The 20,954-nt window shown below is 58.6% G+C and carries 20 protein-coding genes; 5 read left to right on the forward strand and 15 right to left on the reverse strand.

Annotation, left to right across the window (positions count from 1 at the left end; genetic code table 11):
* Window positions 1–142 precede the first annotated feature (142 nt).
* On the reverse strand, window positions 143–1,237 hold the full coding sequence (locus I6N93_RS07480) for an ABC transporter ATP-binding protein (protein WP_085684257.1): 1,095 nt from the start codon (window positions 1,235–1,237) through the stop codon (window positions 143–145).
* Window positions 1,238–1,543: 306 nt separating this feature from the next.
* Window positions 1,544–3,037 (reverse strand): MocR-like pyridoxine biosynthesis transcription factor PdxR, encoded by a 1,494-nt coding sequence (gene pdxR, locus I6N93_RS07485; RefSeq protein ID WP_085684255.1) that lies wholly within the window; start codon window positions 3,035–3,037, stop codon window positions 1,544–1,546.
* A 126-nt stretch (window positions 3,038–3,163) separates the two neighbouring features.
* On the opposite strand from pdxR, the gene I6N93_RS07490 reads away from it, so the two are divergent.
* The 5 genes from I6N93_RS07490 (at window position 3,164) to I6N93_RS07510 (ending at window position 9,384) form a co-directional block, all read left to right on the forward strand.
* A complete protein-coding gene (locus I6N93_RS07490) occupies window positions 3,164–4,429 on the forward strand; it encodes a 4-aminobutyrate--2-oxoglutarate transaminase (protein WP_085684253.1) in 1,266 nt (421 codons plus the stop codon).
* A gap of 10 nt (window positions 4,430–4,439) precedes the next feature.
* The gene (locus I6N93_RS07495) at window positions 4,440–5,900 is read left to right on the forward strand and encodes an NAD-dependent succinate-semialdehyde dehydrogenase (RefSeq protein WP_085684251.1); all 1,461 of its coding nucleotides are present in this window, start codon (window positions 4,440–4,442) and stop codon (window positions 5,898–5,900) included.
* Between the two features lie 311 nt (window positions 5,901–6,211).
* Window positions 6,212–7,243 carry an ABC transporter substrate-binding protein gene (locus tag I6N93_RS07500; RefSeq protein WP_085684249.1) on the forward strand — a complete coding sequence of 344 codons (1,032 nt, stop codon included), beginning with the start codon at window positions 6,212–6,214 and terminating at the stop codon, window positions 7,241–7,243.
* Window positions 7,244–7,278: 35 nt separating this feature from the next.
* Window positions 7,279–8,547: an ABC transporter permease gene (locus I6N93_RS07505; protein WP_085684247.1), complete on the forward strand. Its 1,269-nt coding sequence runs from the start codon at window positions 7,279–7,281 to the stop codon at window positions 8,545–8,547.
* 15 nt (window positions 8,548–8,562) lie between these two features.
* Window positions 8,563–9,384, forward strand: coding sequence for an ABC transporter permease (locus I6N93_RS07510; protein WP_085684245.1), 822 nt, complete (start codon window positions 8,563–8,565; stop codon window positions 9,382–9,384).
* Window positions 9,385–9,449: 65 nt separating this feature from the next.
* Here I6N93_RS07510 and yidD read toward each other — a convergent pair whose 3' ends face one another.
* The 13 genes from yidD to sctV all read right to left on the reverse strand — a co-directional run bounded on the left by yidD (window position 9,450) and on the right by sctV (window position 20,953).
* Entirely contained in the window at window positions 9,450–9,665 is a 216-nt protein-coding gene (yidD, locus tag I6N93_RS07515; protein WP_197669193.1) for a membrane protein insertion efficiency factor YidD, read from the reverse strand.
* Window positions 9,666–9,676: 11 nt separating this feature from the next.
* Entirely contained in the window at window positions 9,677–9,913 is a 237-nt protein-coding gene (locus I6N93_RS07520; protein WP_026740169.1) for a hypothetical protein, read from the reverse strand.
* A 234-nt stretch (window positions 9,914–10,147) separates the two neighbouring features.
* On the reverse strand, window positions 10,148–11,380 hold the full coding sequence (sbmA, locus tag I6N93_RS07525; RefSeq protein ID WP_085684241.1) for a peptide antibiotic transporter SbmA: 1,233 nt from the start codon (window positions 11,378–11,380) through the stop codon (window positions 10,148–10,150).
* Window positions 11,381–11,625: 245 nt separating this feature from the next.
* A complete protein-coding gene (sctU, locus tag I6N93_RS07530; RefSeq protein WP_085684239.1) occupies window positions 11,626–12,723 on the reverse strand; it encodes a type III secretion system export apparatus subunit SctU in 1,098 nt (365 codons plus the stop codon).
* A gap of 21 nt (window positions 12,724–12,744) precedes the next feature.
* Window positions 12,745–13,548 (reverse strand): type III secretion system export apparatus subunit SctT, encoded by an 804-nt coding sequence (gene sctT / locus I6N93_RS07535; RefSeq protein ID WP_085684237.1) that lies wholly within the window; start codon window positions 13,546–13,548, stop codon window positions 12,745–12,747.
* Between the two features lie 7 nt (window positions 13,549–13,555).
* A complete protein-coding gene (gene sctS / locus I6N93_RS07540; protein ID WP_085684235.1) occupies window positions 13,556–13,816 on the reverse strand; it encodes a type III secretion system export apparatus subunit SctS in 261 nt (86 codons plus the stop codon).
* A 7-nt stretch (window positions 13,817–13,823) separates the two neighbouring features.
* Window positions 13,824–14,477 (reverse strand): type III secretion system export apparatus subunit SctR, encoded by a 654-nt coding sequence (sctR, locus tag I6N93_RS07545; protein WP_085684233.1) that lies wholly within the window; start codon window positions 14,475–14,477, stop codon window positions 13,824–13,826.
* Window positions 14,474–15,547, reverse strand: a complete 1,074-nt coding sequence (locus I6N93_RS07550; RefSeq protein ID WP_232100136.1) for a FliM/FliN family flagellar motor switch protein — start codon at window positions 15,545–15,547, stop codon at window positions 14,474–14,476. Before I6N93_RS07550 ends, sctR begins: the two co-directional genes overlap by 4 nt.
* Entirely contained in the window at window positions 15,544–16,080 is a 537-nt protein-coding gene (locus tag I6N93_RS07555) for a type III secretion system HrpP C-terminal domain-containing protein (protein ID WP_085684231.1), read from the reverse strand. Before I6N93_RS07555 ends, I6N93_RS07550 begins: the two co-directional genes overlap by 4 nt.
* Window positions 16,080–16,493 (reverse strand): hypothetical protein, encoded by a 414-nt coding sequence (locus tag I6N93_RS07560; protein WP_085684229.1) that lies wholly within the window; start codon window positions 16,491–16,493, stop codon window positions 16,080–16,082. The genes I6N93_RS07555 and I6N93_RS07560 overlap by 1 nt, the downstream gene beginning before the upstream one ends.
* 30 nt (window positions 16,494–16,523) lie before the next feature.
* Window positions 16,524–17,906, reverse strand: a complete 1,383-nt coding sequence (gene sctN / locus I6N93_RS07565) for a type III secretion system ATPase SctN (RefSeq protein WP_085684227.1) — start codon at window positions 17,904–17,906, stop codon at window positions 16,524–16,526.
* Window positions 17,906–18,832, reverse strand: coding sequence for an FHA domain-containing protein (locus tag I6N93_RS07570; protein WP_085684225.1), 927 nt, complete (start codon window positions 18,830–18,832; stop codon window positions 17,906–17,908). Before I6N93_RS07570 ends, sctN begins: the two co-directional genes overlap by 1 nt.
* Window positions 18,833–18,844: 12 nt before the next feature.
* Window positions 18,845–20,953, reverse strand: coding sequence for a type III secretion system export apparatus subunit SctV (gene sctV / locus I6N93_RS07575; RefSeq protein WP_085684223.1), 2,109 nt, complete (start codon window positions 20,951–20,953; stop codon window positions 18,845–18,847).
* Window position 20,954: the final 1 nt, after the last annotated feature.

Raw genomic sequence — 20,954 nt, forward strand, 5'->3', positions numbered from 1 at the left:
TGAAAGAAGTTATCAATGGCAACCTTGCTTCACGAACGTTGCGAAGGACTGGAAGCGCTGGCGCGAAACAAGCAAGCGGCAACCACCGCGCCAGCCTGACTGTCTTAAACCCAGGTGGTTTTCAGGATGGGGGTGGAAGACACTAATGTGCCGTGATCACATCCAATGCGCGCAGATTTTCCGGCATCCAGGACAGTTTCACGCCGGTGCCGACCTTCCAGGACGGATCTACCTCGCACGCCGGCAGTTTGACCATAAACTGGGATTGTCCCGCCACGTCCGTCATCATCCGCACGTGGTCGCCCAGATAGATAAACTGACTGATACGCGCATTCACCTGTTGAGCCCCGGGCTGCAGAGTGTCGGCATTGATTTTGACGCGTTCCGGACGGATGCACACCGAAATGGTTTTACCCGGGGAACTGGGGCGGACCTTCAGTGCTTTTAGCATGGTGCCATCATCCAACATCACATTGTAATAGTCGCCGTCACTGCCTGACTGTGTTCCGATCAGCGTATTGTTCTCACCGATAAACTGTGCCACGAACGCATTTTGCGGACGCTCGTAGATATCGCTTGGACTGTCCATCTGCTGGATGATGCCGTCATTAAATACCGCCACCCGGTCAGACATCGTCATCGCTTCGCTCTGGTCGTGGGTTACATAAACCACCGTCAGCTCCAACGCGCGATGCAGCTCTTTAATCTCCAACTGCATATGTTCGCGCAGCTGTTTGTCGAGCGCACCCAACGGTTCATCCATCAGCACCAGACGCGGCTCAAACACCAACGCGCGCGCCAGTGCCACGCGCTGCTGCTGCCCACCGGACATCTGCGCCGGATAGCGGTCGGCCAGGCTGGTCAGCTTTACACGGTCCAGCACGCGATCGACTTTCTCTTTGATATCGCTGCGGTTCAGGTGACGGATGGAGAGCGGAAAGGCTAGGTTTTCCGCCACCGTCATATGTGGAAACAGCGCGTAATTTTGGAATACCATGCCGATACCGCGTTGATGCGCGGGCTGATTATGCAGCGGAATATCTCGCAGCAGTATTTCTCCCTGTGTCGGGGTTTCGAATCCGGCCAGCATCATCAAACTGGTGGTTTTACCCGAGCCGGACGGACCGAGCATCGTCAGAAATTCGCCTTCCTGAATATCCAGATTCAGGTTTTTGACGACCAGCCGATCGCCGTCGTAGGTCTTTTGAATATTTTTGAAGCTGACAAAGTTTTTCATTAAGCCACTCTCTCACTGTGTCTGTATTCAACAGGCTATGCATAAATCATGCCTGTATGAAAATAGAGGGTGATGCGGCGAGATGAGCAAAGAGATTTGTGTGCAGATACGCGGCGATCGGGACGGTTATCTTAAGGTGATTACGAGGAAAATAATTCTGCGGCGTAGTTATATCCATGGCTGAGCAATTGGGCAGAGTGAACAGTTTTTCGACATGGAAAATACTCTATTAGAAAAGTTGATGCCTCATAATGGTGAGGTGGTTGATGAGGAAAAGCACTAAAATAGTGCCTCCTGAGTTTACCATTAAGTCTGTTTTGTGAGAGTGCGCAACTCCTTCAAACAGCTCACGACAACGGAGAAAGCCCGTGCCATATCCTCCTCCTTGACGCAGGCGTATCCCAGCAGCAGTCCACGCTGGGGGCGAGGACGGAGATAGTAGCTGGACAGGGGTTTCACCATGACGCCGCGCTGGATGATGCGGCTGCTGAGCAGCACGTCATCGGTCGCCTCGGGCAGCCGTAAAATCAGGTGCAGGCCGGCGTTGCTGTTATAGCCCAGAGAGTCCTCGCCCAGATGTTCTACGATCAGCTCGCTGAGCAATGCCCTGCGGCGGCCGTAAAGCAGGCGCATTCGTCGAATATGCGCGGCATAGTGGCCTTCGCGCAGAAACTGGCTCAGTGTCAGTTGCGTCAGCATGTGGCCGCCGCGGTACAGCTCGTCGTGCCCGGTTTTGAGCTCTCGCGCCAGATGCATCGGCAGCACCATGTAGCTGACCCGCAGACCCGGATAGAGCGTCTTGCTGAACGTACCGATATAAATCACCGGCGGCTGATTTCTTAAGCCCTGTAGCGCCGGGATTGGGCTGCCGGAAAAGCGAAATTCGCTATCGTAGTCGTCCTCGATAACCCAACTGCCGTGCTCCTGCGCCAGCGCGAGAAGACGCTGGCGACGCGCCAGGCTCATCACCGCGCCCAGCGGATACTGATGCGACGGCGTAACGCAGATGAGACGCGGTACTAACTTGGGCGAGATCGTTTCTGGCGGCACCATGCCTTGCTCATCCACCTCGACAGGCGCAATGCGCAGTCCGTTAATGGTCAGCACGTTGCGCATTCCCCAGTAGCACGGCTCTTCCAGCCAGGCCAGATCCCCAGGATTGCAGAGCATTTTCGCCAGCAAATCCATTGCCTGATGCGTGCCTTCCGTGATGAGAATCTGTTCGGGGCGGCACTCAACCGAGCGGGCGACGCGCAGATAGTCGACCAGCGCCTGCTGGAGTTCGGGGCTGCCGCCTTTTGGAGAGTAGGAAAGCTGTTCCGGCTTCATACGACGGGTGATACGCGTTTGCAGCCTGCGCCATTGGTCGTGAGGAAAACAGGTGATATCGGGAATACCCGGCATGAATGCGCCCCACTGACGTGCTGATGCGCCGGTATAACCCAGCAGGTTTGTACCGCGTCGCGACAGCTCTTGAACGGCTGGCCGAACGGCGCTTTCGCTATTGTCCCGCAGAGGGAGAACGGCGATGGACGGCAGTTGCTCGGTGACGTATGTTCCGCTGCCGGCGCGTGTTTCGATATAGCCCTCCGCCAACAGCTGTTCATAGGCGGCGATCACCGTATTGCGCGACAGCGACAGCTGCTGCGCCAAATCCCGTGATGAAGGCAGGCGACGGCCGGGTGCGATGGCGCCTTCCAGGATCGCCAGCCGAATGGCATCGTTCAGCCGTTTGTTCAATGTTCCTTCCTGCTGGTTTTCCAGCCCCTGTAAGAGCAGGTCTGTGAGTAGCGAGCGCAAATTGGATCCCTCAAATTTTATAAACTGGCACTGGATTATAGAACCATGCAGGAGGTAAATAGCAACAACAGACGTCAATCGTCAGCCGCAAGCAATGCGTAAGTTTATCGAATCGGAGCAAACAAAATGAAAAATAGCGAACTCAATCAACGTCGTTTGGCGGCTACACCGCGCGGTGTCGGCGTCATGTGTGATTTTTTTGCGGCCAAGGCGGAAAATGCGACGTTGTGGGATGTGGAAGGTAATGAATATATTGACTTTTCTGCGGGTATCGCCGTACTCAATACCGGCCATCGCCATCCAAAATTGCTGGCGGCTGTGCGCGACCAGCTGGAATGTTTCACGCATACCGCTTATCAAATCGTGCCCTACGGCAGCTATGTCACCCTCGCGGAGCGCATCAATGAACTGGCGCCTATCGACGGCGCGGCTAAAACCACCTTTTTCACTACTGGCGCAGAAGCCGTTGAAAATGCGGTAAAAATCGCACGCGCGCATACTAAACGTCCGGGAGTTATCGCCTTCGGCGCCGCTTTTCATGGACGCACGCTGCTGACGATGACGTTGACCGGTAAAGTGGCCCCTTATTCCACAGGATTCGGGCCGTTCCCCGGATCCATTTTTCATGCGATGTATCCGAATGAGCATCAGGGCATCAGCGTTGAACAGGCGATGGAGAGCCTCGACCGCCTGCTGCATACGGACATTGCCGCCGATCAGGTCGCGGCTATCATTCTTGAACCGATTCAGGGCGAAGGCGGCTTCAACGTGGCCCCACCTGAATTCATCAGCGCGCTGCGCAAGCTGTGCGACCAGCACGGCATGCTATTGATCGCCGACGAAGTACAAAGCGGTTTTGCGCGTACCGGCAAAGTCTTCGCCATGGAGTACTACCAAGACAAAGCGGACCTGATCACGATGGCGAAAAGCCTTGGCGGCGGCTTCCCGATCTCCGGCGTCGTAGGACGTGCCGATGTGATGGATGCTCCGGGTCCTGGCGGTCTGGGCGGCACTTACGCGGGTAATCCTTTGGCGGTGGCTTCCGCGCTGGCGGTGCTAAATGTTATCGAAGAAGAGCAACTGTGCCAACGTGCGCAGAAGCTGGGCGCTACTCTGGTAGAGACGCTGGAACAGGCGAAAGCGAACTGCCCGGCAATCGTGGATATTCGCGCTCGCGGTTCGATGGTGGCGGTGGAATTTAACGACCCGCAGACGGGCAAACCGAGCGCGGAAATCACCAAAAAATATCAGCAAGCGGCGCTGGCACAGGGGCTGCTGCTGCTGACCTGCGGCGTGCATGGTAACGTCATCCGGTTCTTGTACCCGCTGACGATCCCCGATGCCCAGTTCAAACAGGCCCTGACGCTTCTGTCCCGCGTTTTGGCTCAGTAAAGGTGGCTTCATGCAATTGAAAAATAGAACGTTATTTCGTCAGTCTTGCCTCATAGACGGTCAATGGCAGGACAGCCTGAGCGGCGAAACGCTCAGCGTCAACAACCCGGCAACCGGGGAGACGCTGGGCTCCATCCCGCTGGTGACGGCGGAACAGACTCAGCAGGCGATCGACGCGGCGGAAAAAGCGCTGTCGTCATGGCGTCAGCGCACGGGTAAAGAGCGCGCCGCAGTGCTGCTCGAATGGGCGCGTCTGATTCGCGAAAATCAGGCCGATCTGGCGGCGTTATTGACGGCCGAGCAGGGGAAATCCCTGGCGGAAGCGTCCGGCGAAATCGGCTATGCCAATGCGTTTATCGAGTGGTTTGCGGAAGAGGCCAAGCGCGTCGAGGGCAGTGTGCTGCAGTCTCCGCAGGCTAATCAGCGTTTGCTGGTGCTGAAACAGCCTATCGGCGTGACGGCGGCCATCACCCCGTGGAACTTCCCGGCGGCGATGATTACCCGCAAGGCTGCGCCAGCGCTGGCGGCAGGCTGCACCATGATCGTCAAACCCGCCGAACAGACGCCGTTTACCGCCTTGGCGCTGGGTGAACTGGCCATCCAGGCCGGTATTCCCGCCGGCGTATTGCAGGTGATTACCGGCGAAGCGCCGGCGGTGGGCAAAGTACTTTGCGATAGCCCGGTGGTGCGCAAACTGAGTTTCACCGGCTCGACGGAAGTCGGCCGTATCCTGATGGCGCAAAGCGCACCGACGGTGAAAAAACTGTCTCTGGAACTGGGCGGCAACGCGCCGGTCATCGTGTTTGACGACGCCGATCTTGAGCTGGCGGTGAAAGGCATCATGGCCTCCAAGTTCCGTAACAGCGGCCAGACCTGCGTCTGCGCCAATCGGATCTACGTACAGCGTGGTATTTATCCGGCGCTGGCGGCACGGCTGGTTGAGGAAGTGAAAAAACTTAAGGTCGGCGACGGGACTAAGCCAGGCGTCATGCAAGGGCCGCTGATTGATGAGCAGGCCGTCGACAAAGTGCGTCAGCACATCGACGACGCGTTGACGAAAGGCGCTACGCTGCTGCTTGGCGGCGAGTCGCACGAGCTGGGCGGCACGTTCTTCACCCCCACGGTGATTGGCGACGTCACGCGCGATATGCGGTTTGCTCGTGAAGAGACTTTCGGTCCGGTCGCTCCGCTATTCCCGTTTACGGACGAAGCGGAAGCCATTGCGATGGCGAACGACACTGAGTTTGGACTGGCGGCGTATGTCTTCACGCGTGACGCCGTTCGTCAGTGGCGCGTGCCGGAAGCGATTGAGTACGGCATGGTCGGCATCAACACCGGGCTTATCTCCAACGAAGTCGCGCCGTTTGGCGGCGTCAAACAGTCCGGGCTGGGTCGCGAAGGGTCGCGCTTCGGCATCGAAGAATATCTCGAGATGAAATACCTTTGCGTGGATCTCACGCCGTCAGCCTGATGCCGTACTGACACGGAGAATAACGCCGTGTCATCTCTCCGTAATATTATGGTGCATCTGAATTCGCTGGATGCACCACATCAAAGCAAACGGTCCCCCAAAACTTTCCTCTTTAAAAAAGTGCGTATTGCACAGGTTCGCGCTGTGTCCTTATCTTCCGGTATATCGCCTTATTTCACCCTTTTATACCCGAAGTGGCACGAAATATGCTTTTACAAAGAGAGGATGATTCACCACAGCAACGACCGTTCAGACAACTCTAAAGTGCCGCCGTTTGGCATTGCGTTCACACTTTTACCAGGAGCCAGATTATGTTGAAAAAATTTGCTTTATCCGCGCTGATTGTCGCCATGAGCTCTCAGGCCTGGGCCGAAAACCTGACCGTGATTTCTTTTGGCGGCACCAATAAGGACGCGCAGGATAAAGCGTTCTACAAGCCATTTATGGCCGCAGGCAAGGGCACGATCGAATCCGGGGAATACAACGGCGAAATGGCGCGCCTGCGTGCCATGGTGGAAACCGGTCAAATCAGTTGGGACATTGTCGAAGTCGAAGGGCCGGAGCTGCTGCGCGGCTGTAACGAAGGGCTGCTGGAACCGCTGGACTGGAAAAAATTGGGAGACCCGTCTCAGTTTGTGAAAGGTTCCGTTTCCGAATGCGGCGCCGGGATCTTCGTCTGGTCGACGGTGCTGACCTACAACGCCAACAAATTGAAGCAGGCTCCTACCAGTTGGGCCGATTTCTGGGATGTGCAGAAGTTCCCCGGCAAACGCGCCTTACGTAAAAGCGCCAAGTTCACGCTGGAAATCGCCCTGCTGGCCGACGGCGTGAAGCGCGAAGATCTGTATACAGTGCTGGCAACGCCCGCCGGCGTGGATCGCGCGTTCAAGAAACTCGATCAAATCAAGTCCAATATCCAGTGGTGGGAGTCCGGCGCACAGCCGTTGCAGTGGCTGGTTTCCGGCGATGTCGTGATGACCTCCGCCTACAACGGTCGCGTGGCCGTGGCGCAGAAAGAAAAGCCGGGCATCAATATCGTCTGGAAGGACAGTATTTACGATCTAGATAGCTGGGCCATCGTAAAAGGCTCGAAACACAAAGCGTTGGCGGAACAGTTTATCGCCTTTGCCAATAAGGCGGAAAATCAGAAGGTCTTTGCGGAAAATATCGCCTACGGTCCGACCAACATCAAAACCAACGAACTGCTGCCTGCCGCCATTCGCTCCAACTTGCCGACAGCGCCGGAAAACCTGGAACAGTCTCTGGCAGTGGATACCGAATTTTGGATCGATCACGGGGAAGAGTTGGAACAGCGCTTCAATTCCTGGGCCGCCCAGCAGTAATCCCGAGACGGTCTGAAAGAGTAAGGAGAAAATCGATGACCCAGAGCGAAAGGGTGGCCGCCGCGCCACCGGCCGAGCACCTGGAAAACGCCAGCCTGAAACAACAGCTGCGTCATGCACAGTCGCGCTATAAAAAACGTTCGCTGCTGCTGATCGCGCCGCTGTTCCTGTTTATCCTGGTTAGCTTCCTGTTTCCCATTTTTTCGATTCTGGGCAAGAGCGTATCCAACCCTGAACTGCGTACCCACATGCCCGCCACGCTTGCAGCGATGCAGCAGTGGCCGGGCAATGAGGTTCCCAATGAGGACGTATTCAAGGCGCTGATTACCGATCTCCGTCAGGCTCGCAGCGGTGGGCAGGTGGCGGCGATCACCAAACGGCTGGGGTATGAAGATGGCCAATACCGCACGCTGATCAACCGCACGCTGCGCAAAATGCCGCCGGCCGACAGCGGTTCGGTCCGGGAACAGCTGATCGCCGATCAGCCGCTGTGGGGTGAACTGAATACCTGGAAAACCCTCCAGCGCGCTTCACGACCTTTCACCAGCTATTACCTGCTTGCCGTGTTTGACCATCGGGTAGATCCGCATACTGGTTCGATTACGGCGCAGTCGCCGGAACAGTCGCTGTATGTGGATGTGCTATTGCGCACGCTGAAAATGGCTGGCGTGGTCACGCTGCTGTGCGTTGGGCTGGGCTATCCGCTGTCGTACTGGCTGGCCAAACAGCCGTCTAATCGCGCTAATCTACTGATGATCCTCGTATTGCTGCCGTTCTGGACCTCGCTCATCGTCCGCACGGCGAGCTGGATTGTGCTGTTGCAGTCCGGCGGGCTCATTAACCGTTCGCTGATGGCGCTGAGTATCATCGACCATCCGCTGATGCTGGTGTTCAACCGCGTTGGGGTGTACATCTCGATGACGCATATCCTGATGCCTTTTTTCGTCCTGCCGCTCTACGCGGTAATGAAGGGGATTTCGCCCAACTATGTTCGCGCCGCCATTTCACTGGGCGCACATCCGTTTATCGCCTTCTGGCGCGTCTACGTGCCGCAGACCTATGCCGGAGTAACGGCAGGCGCGCTGCTGGTGTTCATGATGGCAATCGGCTACTACATCACGCCCGCGCTGCTGGGCGGGCCGGGCGATCAGATGCTGAGCTACTTCGTGGCGTTCTTCACCAACACCACCATGAACTGGGGGATGGCGGCGGCGCTGGGAACGCAACTGCTGGTGATCGTCACCTTGCTGTATGTGGTCTACATTCGTGTGACCCGCACCAATGCTGAAATTGCCGCGCAATAACTGGAGGACAGGGAAATGAGACAACAAGGCGCGCTGGTTATCCGTTTATGGAATGCGTTCTTTAATTTTTACGGCGCGGCAATGCTGCTGTTCCTGATTGTTCCCGTGCTCGTGATTGTGCCGCTATCGTTCAATGCAGGCTCGTTTCTGAGCTATCCGCTAGCCGGTTTTTCGCTGCGCTGGTATCGCGAGTTTTTCCACTCCAGCGAGTGGCTCAGTTCTCTTGGCAACAGCCTGCTGATCGCGCCGCTGGCGACGCTGTTAGCGACCTCGCTGGGCGTTCTCGCGGCGGTCGGGCTGGTGCGTGGTGAATTTCGAGGTAAATCGCTGGTAATGGCGGTGCTGATTTCACCGATGATTGCGCCCGTGGTGATCGTCGCCGTCGGGATGTTTTTCTTCTTCGCCAAACTCTCGCTGCTAAACAGCTATTTGGGGTTGGTGCTGGCGCATGCGATGCTGGGCGTGCCGTTCGTGGTGATTACCGTCACGGCCGTGTTGAAAAACTACGACCAAAATCTTACCCGCGCGGCGGCCAGCCTGGGGGCGCCTCCGCTGTTGGCGTTCCGTAAGGTGACGCTGCCCTTGATCGCGCCCGGCGTGTTTTCCGGCGCGCTGTTCGCGTTCGCGACGTCGTTCGACGAAGTGATTGTCACGCTGTTTCTGGCCAGTCCGCGTCAGCGCACGTTGCCGCTGCAGATGTTCGCCGGGATCCGTGAAAACCTGGACCCGACTATCGCGGCGGCCGCGTCGATGATGGTGGGGGCCGCGCTGCTGTTGCTGATCGTGATGGAAGTGCTGCGGCGACGCGGTGAAAAGCTGCGCGGCGCACAGCACTAAAATCGACGAGGTCATATATACGGTAAAGCCCCGGGCATGTCGCTCGGGGCTTTGTTATAGGTGGGTTATTCCAGCCGCGACGCGCGGGGCGGGTAATCCACCGCGCCGTTGGGCGGCCGGCAGCGCCTCAGGCGCGCTATCGCCAATTTCCAACCTGACAGCGCGCCGAAGCGGCGGATAGACACCAGCGCGTAGGTCGAGCAAGAAGGGTGGAAACGACAGCGGCCGCGGATCCTGTCGGGCGCATACCTGCGATACAGCATGATTAGCCGCAGACTCAACCCACGCAATATCATTCGCGTTTTTTTCGAAACGTGATGACGTAGTAGTTCACGACGCCCGTCTTGTTGGTGCTAAAACAGCCGGGCTGTTCTTCGATGCCGATGGTATCGACGCGCTGAAACTCCCATCCGTCTAGCGCATAGTCGTTGACGACATTTTCGAGATATTGGGCCGCTATTCCTTGTTTGTTGTCCCGCGCTTTCACCGAAATATTGGGGGGGATCTGCACCATCTTGTATTGATAGATCACTATCATCCTTAATGTTAATTTTTTTTAATGTTATCACCAGGGGCGGATAAGTGAAAGCGGTGCTCGTTGCTGTAAAGGGAGTAAAAACAGGATGATATATTTCACTGACGTATGGTAAAGGTAATAAACATTATAAATGTTAATGTTTTGGTGGGCGCGCGCCGACCGCAACACTGGGGCCAAGGGGGCCACGGTGCGGCGGCAGGCGAGTGCCTGCCGAGGGCGGAACAATCAGGCATCCGGCGAGGAGACGTAATCGGGATTGGGCGCGTCGTCGTCCTGAATAATGGACTCAAAGCTGCGCAGACGTTTATAGATCGACAGTAGCTCCACAATCGTGGTCCAGGAGTTAATCAAATACTGGAACGAACTGCGGACCTGGTCGAACACGTTGTTGATCTGCGACATCAGGCCCAGCGTGAGCGCACCGGCCACGATGGAGGGCAGCAACACGACGATCCCGAAGACATTGTCCACCTGCAGATATAGTACGCGCGCAATGTTGAAGTAGGTGTAGTGGAAGTACAGCCGGAAGTAGTTTTTTCGCACGTTGGTAAACAGCTCGCGCACGGTCGGCGGCGTGGCGCGCTCGGCATGATCCTCTCCGTAGACGAGTTCCTTACGGTAAGCCGCCTCCACGCGCTGGTTATTGAACTCCAGTCCCGGTAGTTTGATCCCGATAAAGGCCAGCAGCCCGGTGCCCGCCAGCGACCAGATCAGCGCGGCGATAAGGAGCGCATAGGGGATTTGGCCAAGGATCGGCACATCTCTGACGTGGACGGAAAGCGTGATCAGCACCGGCAGGAAGGCGATTAGCGTCATGACCGACTGAATCAGATTGACGCCCAGACTCTCGACCGTGGATGCGAAGCGCATACTGTCTTCCTGGATACGCTGGGCGGCCCCTTCGACATGGCGCAGCCGAGGCCAGTGCGTCATGTAGTAGTCGTTCATCGCCATTCGCCAGCGAAAGACATAGTGGCTGACAAAAAACATATTCAGCACACCCACCACCACCGCACACAGCGCGATGCCGAGAAAGACCGACAGTTCGTGATAGAACGCGCCGATGGTGACGGCATGCGGGGTGCCGAGCGCTTTCTGAATCAGATCGTAGAAGGGCACGTACCAGGCGTTGACCGCGACGCCGACTTCCACGGAGAAATATGTCACGAAGATAATCAAAGCCGAACCGAGAATGGACCAGCGCTGCCAGCGGTGCGGGCTGAATATGAACCAGCAGGCTGAGAACAGACCGACGGCGATCGCATAGTAGCCGTAAAACCACAGGAAGGCCGGGCTCCAGAAACGCGCGGCGCTGGTGGGTAGCGGCTGATCGGTCAGATTCAGCAGATTGGCCCCCAGAGGGCGCGCGAAAGCGTACCAGATGGCGATGCAGATCAGCGACCAGATCGCGGCGGAAGAGAAGAATAGTTTGGGATGAGGAAAAAACGATTTGAACATAGAGTATGTTTTACCTGTTAAACGCCGATGCACAGAGTCGCCTGCCTGCCGAACAGACCGCGGCGGTCGTTGCCGGGCGTGCGATTCTGCGCTGAGTTCAATGGATTACCATGCTTTGAGTAATACCAGATAGCTAACGGATGTGCAGGATTATATTGAAACTATTTCTAAATTTTTACTGAATCGAGAGGCGTTGACCACCCGTATGGCAGGTCCAGCCATACTGGTTCTTTTGGGGGCAAGAGTCATATAACGCGCTCGCTGTCCATCTCGGTCACCTCCGCTTTGCGCGTGGTGTCCTGCTCCAACTGCCGCAGCACCCGGTAGACCTGAGCGACGGCCTGCAGGGTATCTCGCGGAATGTAACGGCCTTCCGGCTGACGGTAGAGCGTGCGGGCAAGCCAGACGAAGCGGATCACCGGGATCTCGGCCCGATGCGCGCGGGCGATGAGCTGGCGTGCCTCCTCATCTTCTCCTTTGCACAGGATGCGCGGCAGCGGGGTTTGTCCCGGACGGTAAAACAGCGCCACCGCGTAGTGGGTAGGGTTGACCAGCAGTAAGTCGGCATTTTCCACCTTGCCGGCCGGGCGCAGTTTGGCGGGTGCATTGAGGATGTCGCGCGCCATCGACTTGCGCTGTCCTTTCATATGCGGATCGCCCTCGGAATCCTTGTGTTCGTTGCGAAGATCTTCACGACTCATCCTTTGCTGTTTCATAAAAAAGTATTTCTGTAGTCCAAAGTCGAGCACGGCCAGGACAAGCAGGGCCGCCAGCGTCGTGCGCGCCACGCGCTGGAGCACCGCCGCAACGCCGTGCCAGAAACCGTCCAGGTTGCCGTAAGCCAGCTCAGCCAACCATTCCAGCTGCGGAATCATCACGCGGTAGAAAATAAAGCCGATGGTGACGGTCTTCAATATGTTGGTCAGCATCTCCGTCAGCTTGCGCATAGAAAACATCTGCTTGATCTGATTGACGGGATTAAGCCGGTTAAAATCCAGTTTAAGCGCCTCGGGGGCAAATAACGGGCCGTATTGGAGCCAGGCGCCGACAATTCGCATCAGTATGGCGACCGCGACGGTCAGCAGACATAGCGTCGCCAGCAGACTCAGCGCCTCGCCGACGATCTCGTTGACCGCATGTCCAAACGGATCGGTTAGCCGTTTGAGCGGCAGTTGCATCAGCATTTCGAGCTTTTCCATGCCGTTGTTGACCAGTGCCAGGATCATTTCCAGCAGCGCGGCGCTGATCAGCAGTTTGGGGATGTCCTGACTTTGGCCGACTTCGCCTTTGCGCCGCGCATCCCGTAGCTTTTTCGGGGTCGGTTTTTCAGTTTTTTCGCTCATGCGTCAGCCTCGGCGAGTCCGTCAGGAGAACGTGGGGAAAAATTGCGGCAAAACGTGTTTCAGGTCCGGCAGCGCCTGAATCCGCCCCTCTGCAAGATATTGCAAAATCGGCAGATACACGATGAAGAACGCTATCCCGGCCAGACATTTGGCGGGCACGGACAGCACATAGACCTGCAGTTGCGGGCTATACAGGCTCAGCAAGGCAATGCTGAACTCCAGCAGTAGCAGCAGCGCCACCAGCGGCCCGGCGAAAATCACCAGATGCGTGAAGGTGTCGGCCAGCAGGGTGAGATAGGCGTGGAAGCCGGTTTCGCGAAGCGGCGGCAGCCAGACCAGCGCGGGCCACAGGCGATAGCTGTCCCAGAGCAGCTGCGTCAATCCGGAGAGTCCCAGCGTCAGCAACAGCATTAACGTCAACAGCTGCTTCATCATATGGCCGAGGGGTGTGGCGTCGCTGCCGAGCGCGGGGTTGAGCTGTCCGCCGATCAAGGCGCCGCGCTGGTTGTCGAATAACGCGCCCACGGATTCAAACAGCCAGAAAGGCATCGCCAGGATGCAGCCCAACAGCAGCCCGACTACCAGCTCCTTGAGCAACAAGCCCGGCAACAGCGGCCAATTGAGCGTCGTGTCCTGCATCTGCTGTTGGATGGCGGCGGCCGGCACCAGTGCCAATGCCAGCACGATGGCATTTCTGAGCAGGCCTTTCACCAACGTGAACGAAAATAGCGACACCAGAAACAGGCAGGGATAGAGTCTGGCCATACCGAGCGTCAGAGCAAAAATGAAGTCATACAGGCGTTCGAGAGTATCGAGGGTCAGCATCATGGCCTCATGCGCGAGTCTGTTCGATCATATTGAAAGCCAGCAGGGTCAGTTGGATCAACTCTAGGCCGATCCAGCGACCGGTTATTGCCAGCACCAGACCGACCGCCACCAGCTTGATGGCGAAAGGAAGCGTCTGATCCTGTAGCTGCATGACGGCCTGCAGCAGCGAAATCAGGATGCCCACGAGCACGGCGACGACCAGTGGCGGCGCGGACAGCATCACAACCAGCACCATAGCCTGTCGAAACAAATTCAAAATCTCCACGTTCGCCTCACAGGTAGCTATAAAACAGGCCGTCGAGCAGTCGGGTCCAACCGCTGACCAGCACGAACAGCAGCAGTTTGAGCGGCAGCGACAGCGTCGTCGGCGCGACCATCTGCATCCCCAACGCCAGCAACACGTTAGAGACGATCAGGTCGATGACGATAAAAGGGATGTAAATCAGAAAGCCGATTTTGAATCCCGCCTGTAGCTCGGAGAGCACAAAGGCGGGGATCACCAGCAAAATATTGTCCGGCGTCACTTTGTCGGACATGGCGGCGGGCCACATGCGAATGCTGTTCTCATGCAGGTGGGTGAGAATGTCCGGGTCGGTATTGCGGGACATGAACTTCTGCAACGGTTCGATGCCACGCGTCGCGGTGGTTTCCAGCGTGCCGAGATCGCTCATATCCAGCGGCGTATCCTGAAAGCGTTGTTTGATATCGCCGAAGACCGGCGCCATGACGAACAGGGTAGCGGCAAGCGCGATGCCGTACAGCGCCATATTCGGCGGCACCTGCTGGACCCCGATGGCGTTACGAGTAATCAACAACACGGTGGCGATTTTCAAAAAACAGGTACAAACCACCATCATTAACGGAATGAGCGACAGCGCCCCCAACATCAGGGCAAACATCACCGGATCGAACGCGCCCGACGTCATGACATGGGCTCCCGATCCGGCTGCAATGCACCGAGCCGTTGGGTGATTTGCAGGCCCAGACGTCCCGCCACGTCCACCAGTTCGCCCCGGGCCAGCGGAACCTCGCCGTGATACAGCATCGCTTCGCCCGGCAGCGCCTGCTGGACCGGAACAACGCTGCCGCACGACAACTGCTGCAACGCCTGAAGCGTCAGAGAAAGGTGCCCGCAGCGGACCGTCAGGGTCAGAGGCAGCGCGGGCAGCGGCGTGTCATGAGACGTTGCGGTCGTCGTTATCTCGTCGACAAAGGGCATTTCATGCGTGGGTGAGGCATCAAAAGCGTTATTCACCGGACACTCCTCCTGTTCAGCGATAAGAAAATGGGTCGGCGTCAGGCCGTTCCATTGCAACTGGCCCTGAAACCGTCGCCCCCCAAGCGAAACAAAGCCATCGCCTTGCGGGGAGAAACTGCAAGTAGGTGGGTAAATCAGGTCGCCTGGTTCCAACGCGTTAATCTGCTTTGGTGACAATGTCACATTGGCCAGCGTCAACGGCACGGAGATCGGCAGCGTCGGCGGCAAGGGCGGCGTGTAGGAGAACCAGCCCGGCTGACGAAGTAATGGCAGCAGTTCGCCAGCGCTGATGCGCAGCAGACTCCGGGCGCGTCGCGCCTCGACCTGAACGTCCAGCCACAGTGGAATGGCCTCTTTGGCGATGTTGTCGTTGACCGGTGTCAGCGGCCCCAGCAGCGTATACAACTGCGGGCTGAGGCCATCATTAAACAGCGTCCAGAACCACTCGGCCGCCGTCGGGTCTTCTTCCTGTGTCGGCAGCAGCGCCGGGCAGTCGGACATCAGCGACAGCACCGTCGCGGGATCGCTGAGCGAGAAGCGACCCGCCGTGCTTTGCCACGCGTGCGCGGGAGTGGCCGGTTCCTGGAGCGACGCCAGCGCCAAATGCAGCTCACCTCGGCGACCGTCGTCAAAGCGGAAAGCGAAACGGCAGCCTTCCGCCAACTGTTGAGACAGCTGAGCCTGCAACGGCGTAAGCGTCCGCAGCCTGAGGGGGGCTGGCGGCATCAAGGTTTTCATGGCTCCTCCTGGACTTCAAATCCAAGCCGGATCGGGCACCCGAGCGCCGAAGACAGCGCCCGTCGGCAGCTTTCTCGCTGGCGGAGAACTTGCTGACAGGGAGAACGCTGGAATCGCAACATCACTTCCCAGCCGATGGGCTGCAACGTACTCATCCTGACATCGATGCCGCCGAGCTGAGGCAGCTGCAGGCTAAAAGAGAACGGTCCGTGGGAGGCGAGATCGTTGCGGGCGGCCAGCTCAGCGTGCAGTGCCGTGGTGAGTGACATTGTCACGTTTTCGGCGGATAAGGCGGATAAATAAGGCGTTGAACCCGCCGATGTAAGGTCGGCATGTACGGCGGTCGCCCCGGGCGTGTAAAAGTTTAAAGGGGGTGAAGCCAGCAGAAGTTCGAAGTCCGGGGGACGGTCCGTCGCATCATCGCCGAAATGGGCGGCGGATCCACGCGAGCGCGGCAATGTCTTCTCTGCCGGGGGCGTTAGAGCCTGGCGCGATGCGGATGAAGAGGTGGCTGGCGGGAGATAGGGGCTCATCATGGCTCCTGATTCAGTGTCAGTAAAAATTCCAGTTTTTCGACGGCTTTTTGGCGCTGGCGCAGCAGCGCACGCCTGTCGGCGACCTGCCGCTGCTGCTGCTGGCAGCGCGCCTCGCCGTCTTCACCGCGCTGTTGCTGCTGTCGCAGACGGCCGATCTGTCTCTGCGTGCGCTCACGCTGCTGTTGCAAACTGTCCAGCGACTGAGCCTGTTCCTGCAGGCGCCGGCGGAAGTCCTCTTGCTCTTGCCGATATTGTTCCTGCTGTGTCTCTTTTTCCTGCCAGAGCTTTTTGAGCGCCGTTTCCTGCTGCGTCAGCGTCTGCGTAGCTTCCCGCAGCTGTGATTCGGCGCGGCGCAGACGTTGACGACGGATAGGCAGCAGCAATTGAAGCGTGGCGTTCAGTGAAGACATGGCGCGCCTCCGGCCGTCAGAGATAGCGCATCAGACGTTGGCATAGCGGCTGACCTCGTTAAGTCGAGCGGTAATCTCCGCGAAGGTTTGCGGTTCGCGCATCGGCTGTTGCAGGAAGGCGTTGATTTCCTCATGAGCGGTGACCGCCGCATCCGTCAGAGCATCGTGTCCCGACTGGTATTCGCCAAGCCGGATCAGCATGTCCACCTGTTGATAGGCGGCCATCAGCCGTCGCAGCGCACCGGCGTCTTTGAGGTGCGCCGCGCTGGCAACGCTGCTCATGGTGCGGCTCAGGCTCATCAACACATCGATTGCCGGATAGTGGTTACGCTCCGCCAGCCGTCGCGACAGCACGATGTGGCCGTCAATCAGTGATCTCACCTCGTCCGCCACCGGATCGTTCATTGAGTCCTGTTCGATCAGCACCGAGTACAGCGCGGTGATCGCGCCCTGACGGGTTTGTCCGGCGCGCTCGACCAGCCGCGGCAGCAGGGTATAAACCGATGGCGGCAGGCCGCCGCGTCCCTGAGGCTCGCCGAGCGCCAGCCCGATTTCACGCTGGGCGCGGGCAAAGCGGGTCAGCGAGTCGACGATGAGCAGCACCTGTTTGCCTTCGGCCCGGAAGGCTTCCGCAATGGCGGTGGCCGTGAAGGCGGCGCGAGCCCGTTCCATGCTGCTGCGATCGGAGGTCGAACACACCAGCACGGTGCGTCGGCGCAGTGCGTCGTCCAGTTCGTGATCAAGAAATTCGCGCAGTTCGCGGCCGCGCTCGCCGATCAGTCCGAAGACAATGGCGTCGCAGGGCGTGTTGCGGGCCAGCTCTGCCAGCAGCGTGGTTTTACCGCAGCCCGCGCCGGCGAAAATCCCGACCCGCTGGCCGCGGCCGACGGTCAGCAGGCCGTCGATGGCGCGCAGTCCGGTCGGCAGCGGATCGCTGATGCGTGGGCGCTCGGTGGGCGGAGGGGCGTCGCCAATTACCGGAATGGGGCTGGGGCAGTTTGTGCCGGGTTCGACGAACGCCGAGCGGCTCTCGGCCGTCAGCGGTCTGCCGAAACCGTCCAGCACGCTTCCCAACAGATCGTCGGCAACCTGTACGCAGTGCGGCTGATAGAGCGGCGTCACCACCGCCCCCTGCGCGATGCCGTCCAGCGCCCCCAGCGCCGAAAGAAACACGTGCTGCGGACTGAAGCCGACCACTTCGGCCAGCACGTGCGTCTGATCATGGCGTTCGATTCGGCACAGATCGCCTATCCGGGCCTGCGGCAGGCTGGACTCCAGCAGGATGCCACTGATCCCCGTAATGCGGCCCCGCAGCTGAACCGGCGCGTAGTCGGCCAGATGCCGCCGCTGCAAGGCCAGCCAGCGCTCAAGCAGCGGGTAGCATCTCGGTTCGTCGGTCGAGATCGTCGTCATTACCAGTTCACCTTGATTTGCTGTTTACCGTTGAACTCGATCTGGTGGTTATCGATGCCGACCAGCCGGAGTCCCTTCACCTCGTCGCCCACGAACAGGCGCTGACCGTCGGACGTCACGATGTTGGCCTGCGCGCCGCTGGTCACCTGTGTGATGTGGAACGGCAACGTATCGCCTCTGACCTGGGTGTGATTTTCGATCGGTTGAGTGACGCGGTAACGTTGTTGAAACCGGACCAACATTCGGTTAATCATCGGAAGTTGGTCCTCTGCCAACGTCCCGCTCAGAATGAGGCGGTCCGGCTGCTGGATGACCTGTACGTTGCCCAAATCACGGTCATTGAGCATGGTTTGCAGCATGGCGGCGGACTGATCCGGAGACGTTATCGGGATACGGGTATCGGACGGCGGCGCTGACGGCATGGCGACGCTGTCCTGCATCAGCCAACTACCGATGAGTATCACCAGCAGTCCGATGAGCAGCAGGTAGCTGCATTTCGCCCGCAGCGGCAGGCGGGCTTTGGGCTCAGCCCTGGGCGTTTCGGGGAGGCCGTCAACCGGCGGCGCTGACGACGGCTCGTCCGTCGGCTCGGGCATGGAGTCGGAGTCGATCGTCTCCGTGTCCTCCTGCCACGGCGTTTCTGCGCTAACGATGCACAACCAAATGACGCCCGCGGCGAATGGCGTTCCTGGCGATAAGATGAGCGATGCCTCAACGGGATGGCCCTCGCTGTCGCTCACCGCGCCCTCCAGCGCGGAGAGGACCCAGGCTTCTCCCTGTTTTTCCAACAGACAGTGACTCTTGCGAATACCGGGGTCGTACATCACCATATCCGCATCGTCGGTACTGCCGATACGACACGAGAGTCCGTTTAACGGCAGGGCGGCTCCCCGATGCAGCCCGGTCAGGACGCGCAGTTCAAACATGATTCTACCTTCTTATGTGTGAGCGGTGACGGTCATATCATGCAGGTCGATGCGGCCCACCACGTTGATGGACAGGTACGACTCCAGCTCGGTGAATGAAAGCACCGGCAAAGGGTGAAACTCGTCCTGCACCAGCGCCCGAAGCGGACTACGCAAATCCTGAGCGACCAGTAGCAGGGACGACAGCGGCACGGTCGGCGGAAAGCAGTTCCGCAATTGGGTCAGCAGCGTGGCAGCGTCATGCTGCGCTAACGCGAAGAAGGTGTCGTTCTGCGTTTGGCGCAGGGCATCGCGCAGCAGCTCCTCCGTCTCAGGCGTCAATAACCAGACGGACAGGCTGTCGTCTCGGCTATATTGGTGGCAGATTTGCGCCTTCAGTTGCAGACGGACGTAATCCGTCAGCGCGTTAACGTCGCGCTCGTGCTGGCCGACCTCGATCAGCGCTTCCGCTATCGGGCGCACCGCGCGCAGCGGTATGCGTTCGCCTGCCAGCTTTTGCAGCACGCTGGCGAAGCGCGAGAGCGGCATAATTCGCTGCAGCTCTTGCGCCAGCTCCGGCTGTTCGCTTTCGAGCCAGGCGAGAATGGATTTTGTCTCTTGAAGGCCGATGAACTGGGCCGCGCTGCGGTGGATGGCGTTTTCCATCCGCGCGAGGATCAGCGCCTCCTCCGTCTGACGAACCCACGTCTCTTGTTGCAACAACGGATGATCGGCGGGCAGCCACAGCCAGTGCGCTTCGTCGCGGGCGGGTTGGCCTGCGGACAGCGCATCATCATTCAGCGCTTCCTGCGATACCTCTTGGCGGGGGACCGCCAGGCGCGATGTGCCGAAGGTAGCGCGCAACAGGGGAATTTCATAAACGCAGAATTGAAACTCATCCTGCGCGATTTCGGACGTGAATTCGATGTCGAACGAGGGCAGCGTAAAGCCGAACTGGTACACCAGCCGGTTACGCAGCCGGCGAATTTCCTGCACCAGCAGCGCGGCATGCTCAGCGCTGCGCCCCTCGGCGTGAAAACGCAGCAGGTAGGCGCGCGTGGGGTTGAAGCGTCGCAGATCCTGGTAGCCATTTTGCTCCGCGGGCAGGTTGTCCGCCGCCAGCGCATTGAATTCAGCCAGACCAAGCTGCTTGGCCCGCCACAGCTGAAACAGGCCGCTGGACAGGGAGAGCAGGCTGATCAGCAAGAACACCATCGTCGGCATGCCCGGCAGCAGGGCGAAGCCGAACATGCCGAGGGCGGAGATAATCCACGCCTTCGGCTGGCTGGTCAGCTGCTCGGCGATCTCGCGGCCGATGTTGTTATCCACCTTTTGTCCGTCGGCGGAGACGCGCGTGATGATCATCCCGGCGGTCAGGGAGATCAGCAGGGCCGGGATCTGAGCAATCAGGCCGTCGCCGATGGTCAATACCGAGTAGACGTGCATGGCGTCGCCGGCCGCCATCTGGTGCTGCATTACCCCGATGGCGAAGCCGCCGATCATGTTGATGAATACGATCACCAGACTGGCGATTGCGTCGCCTTTGACGAACTTCATCGCGCCGTCCATCGCGCCGAACAGCTGGCTCTCTTTCGTGAGATTTTCGCGCCGCTGGCGGGCCTGCTGAGCGTCAATCAGCCCGGCGCGTAGATCGCTGTCGATGGACATCTGTTTGCCCGGCATGGCATCCAGCGTAAAACGCGCCGCCACTTCGGCCACGCGTTCTGACCCTTTGGTGATCACCAGAAAGTTCACCACCGTCAGGATCAGGAAGATCACCAGACCGACCGCCAGATTGCCGCCCACGACAAAGTTGCCGAAGGCCTCTACTACGTGGCCCGCATCCTGTTGCAGCAGAATCTGCCGGGTCGTCGAAATAGACAGGGCCAGCCGAAACATGGTGGTTAACAGCAACACGGCGGGAAAGGTCGAAAAGGCCAGCGGCTTGGGCAGATACATCGCCAGAACGATCAGCAGCGAAGAGAGGCAGATGTTAAAGGCGATCAGCACGTCAATCAGCCCCGTCGGCAGGGGAATGATCATCATGAAGACGATAGCCATCACAATGACCGCGCCCACGATTTCTGAACGCTGCATCGCGCTGATGGCGATGCGGTTGAGCCAGGAGATCAGCAGGGTCATC

Origin of the sequence: Lonsdalea populi, assembly GCF_015999465.1 — a bacterium.
GTDB classification, from domain to species: domain Bacteria; phylum Pseudomonadota; class Gammaproteobacteria; order Enterobacterales; family Enterobacteriaceae; genus Lonsdalea; species Lonsdalea populi.

What these genes read in the sequence shown, in the direction of transcription:
- I6N93_RS07560 (WP_085684229.1), bottom strand. Translation starts at nt 16,493, where the DNA reads ATGTCTTCACTGAACGCCACGCTTCAATTGCTGCTGCCTATCCGTCGT.
- sctR (WP_085684233.1), bottom strand. Translation starts at nt 14,477, where the DNA reads ATGACGTCGGGCGCGTTCGATCCGGTGATGTTTGCCCTGATGTTGGGG.
- sctV (WP_085684223.1), bottom strand. Translation starts at nt 20,953, where the DNA reads ATGACCCTGCTGATCTCCTGGCTCAACCGCATCGCCATCAGCGCGATG.
- I6N93_RS07490 (WP_085684253.1), top strand. Translation starts at nt 3,164, where the DNA reads ATGAAAAATAGCGAACTCAATCAACGTCGTTTGGCGGCTACACCGCGC.
- I6N93_RS07495 (WP_085684251.1), top strand. Translation starts at nt 4,440, where the DNA reads ATGCAATTGAAAAATAGAACGTTATTTCGTCAGTCTTGCCTCATAGAC.
- sctN (WP_085684227.1), bottom strand. Translation starts at nt 17,906, where the DNA reads ATGACGACGATCTCGACCGACGAACCGAGATGCTACCCGCTGCTTGAG.
- I6N93_RS07550 (WP_232100136.1), bottom strand. Translation starts at nt 15,547, where the DNA reads ATGAAAACCTTGATGCCGCCAGCCCCCCTCAGGCTGCGGACGCTTACG.
- I6N93_RS07510 (WP_085684245.1), top strand. Translation starts at nt 8,563, where the DNA reads ATGAGACAACAAGGCGCGCTGGTTATCCGTTTATGGAATGCGTTCTTT.
- sctU (WP_085684239.1), bottom strand. Translation starts at nt 12,723, where the DNA reads ATGAGCGAAAAAACTGAAAAACCGACCCCGAAAAAGCTACGGGATGCG.
- I6N93_RS07500 (WP_085684249.1), top strand. Translation starts at nt 6,212, where the DNA reads ATGTTGAAAAAATTTGCTTTATCCGCGCTGATTGTCGCCATGAGCTCT.
- I6N93_RS07555 (WP_085684231.1), bottom strand. Translation starts at nt 16,080, where the DNA reads ATGAGCCCCTATCTCCCGCCAGCCACCTCTTCATCCGCATCGCGCCAG.
- I6N93_RS07505 (WP_085684247.1), top strand. Translation starts at nt 7,279, where the DNA reads ATGACCCAGAGCGAAAGGGTGGCCGCCGCGCCACCGGCCGAGCACCTG.
- sbmA (WP_085684241.1), bottom strand. Translation starts at nt 11,380, where the DNA reads ATGTTCAAATCGTTTTTTCCTCATCCCAAACTATTCTTCTCTTCCGCC.
- I6N93_RS07570 (WP_085684225.1), bottom strand. Translation starts at nt 18,832, where the DNA reads ATGTTTGAACTGCGCGTCCTGACCGGGCTGCATCGGGGAGCCGCCCTG.
- I6N93_RS07480 (WP_085684257.1), bottom strand. Translation starts at nt 1,237, where the DNA reads ATGAAAAACTTTGTCAGCTTCAAAAATATTCAAAAGACCTACGACGGC.
- sctT (WP_085684237.1), bottom strand. Translation starts at nt 13,548, where the DNA reads ATGCTGACCCTCGATACTCTCGAACGCCTGTATGACTTCATTTTTGCT.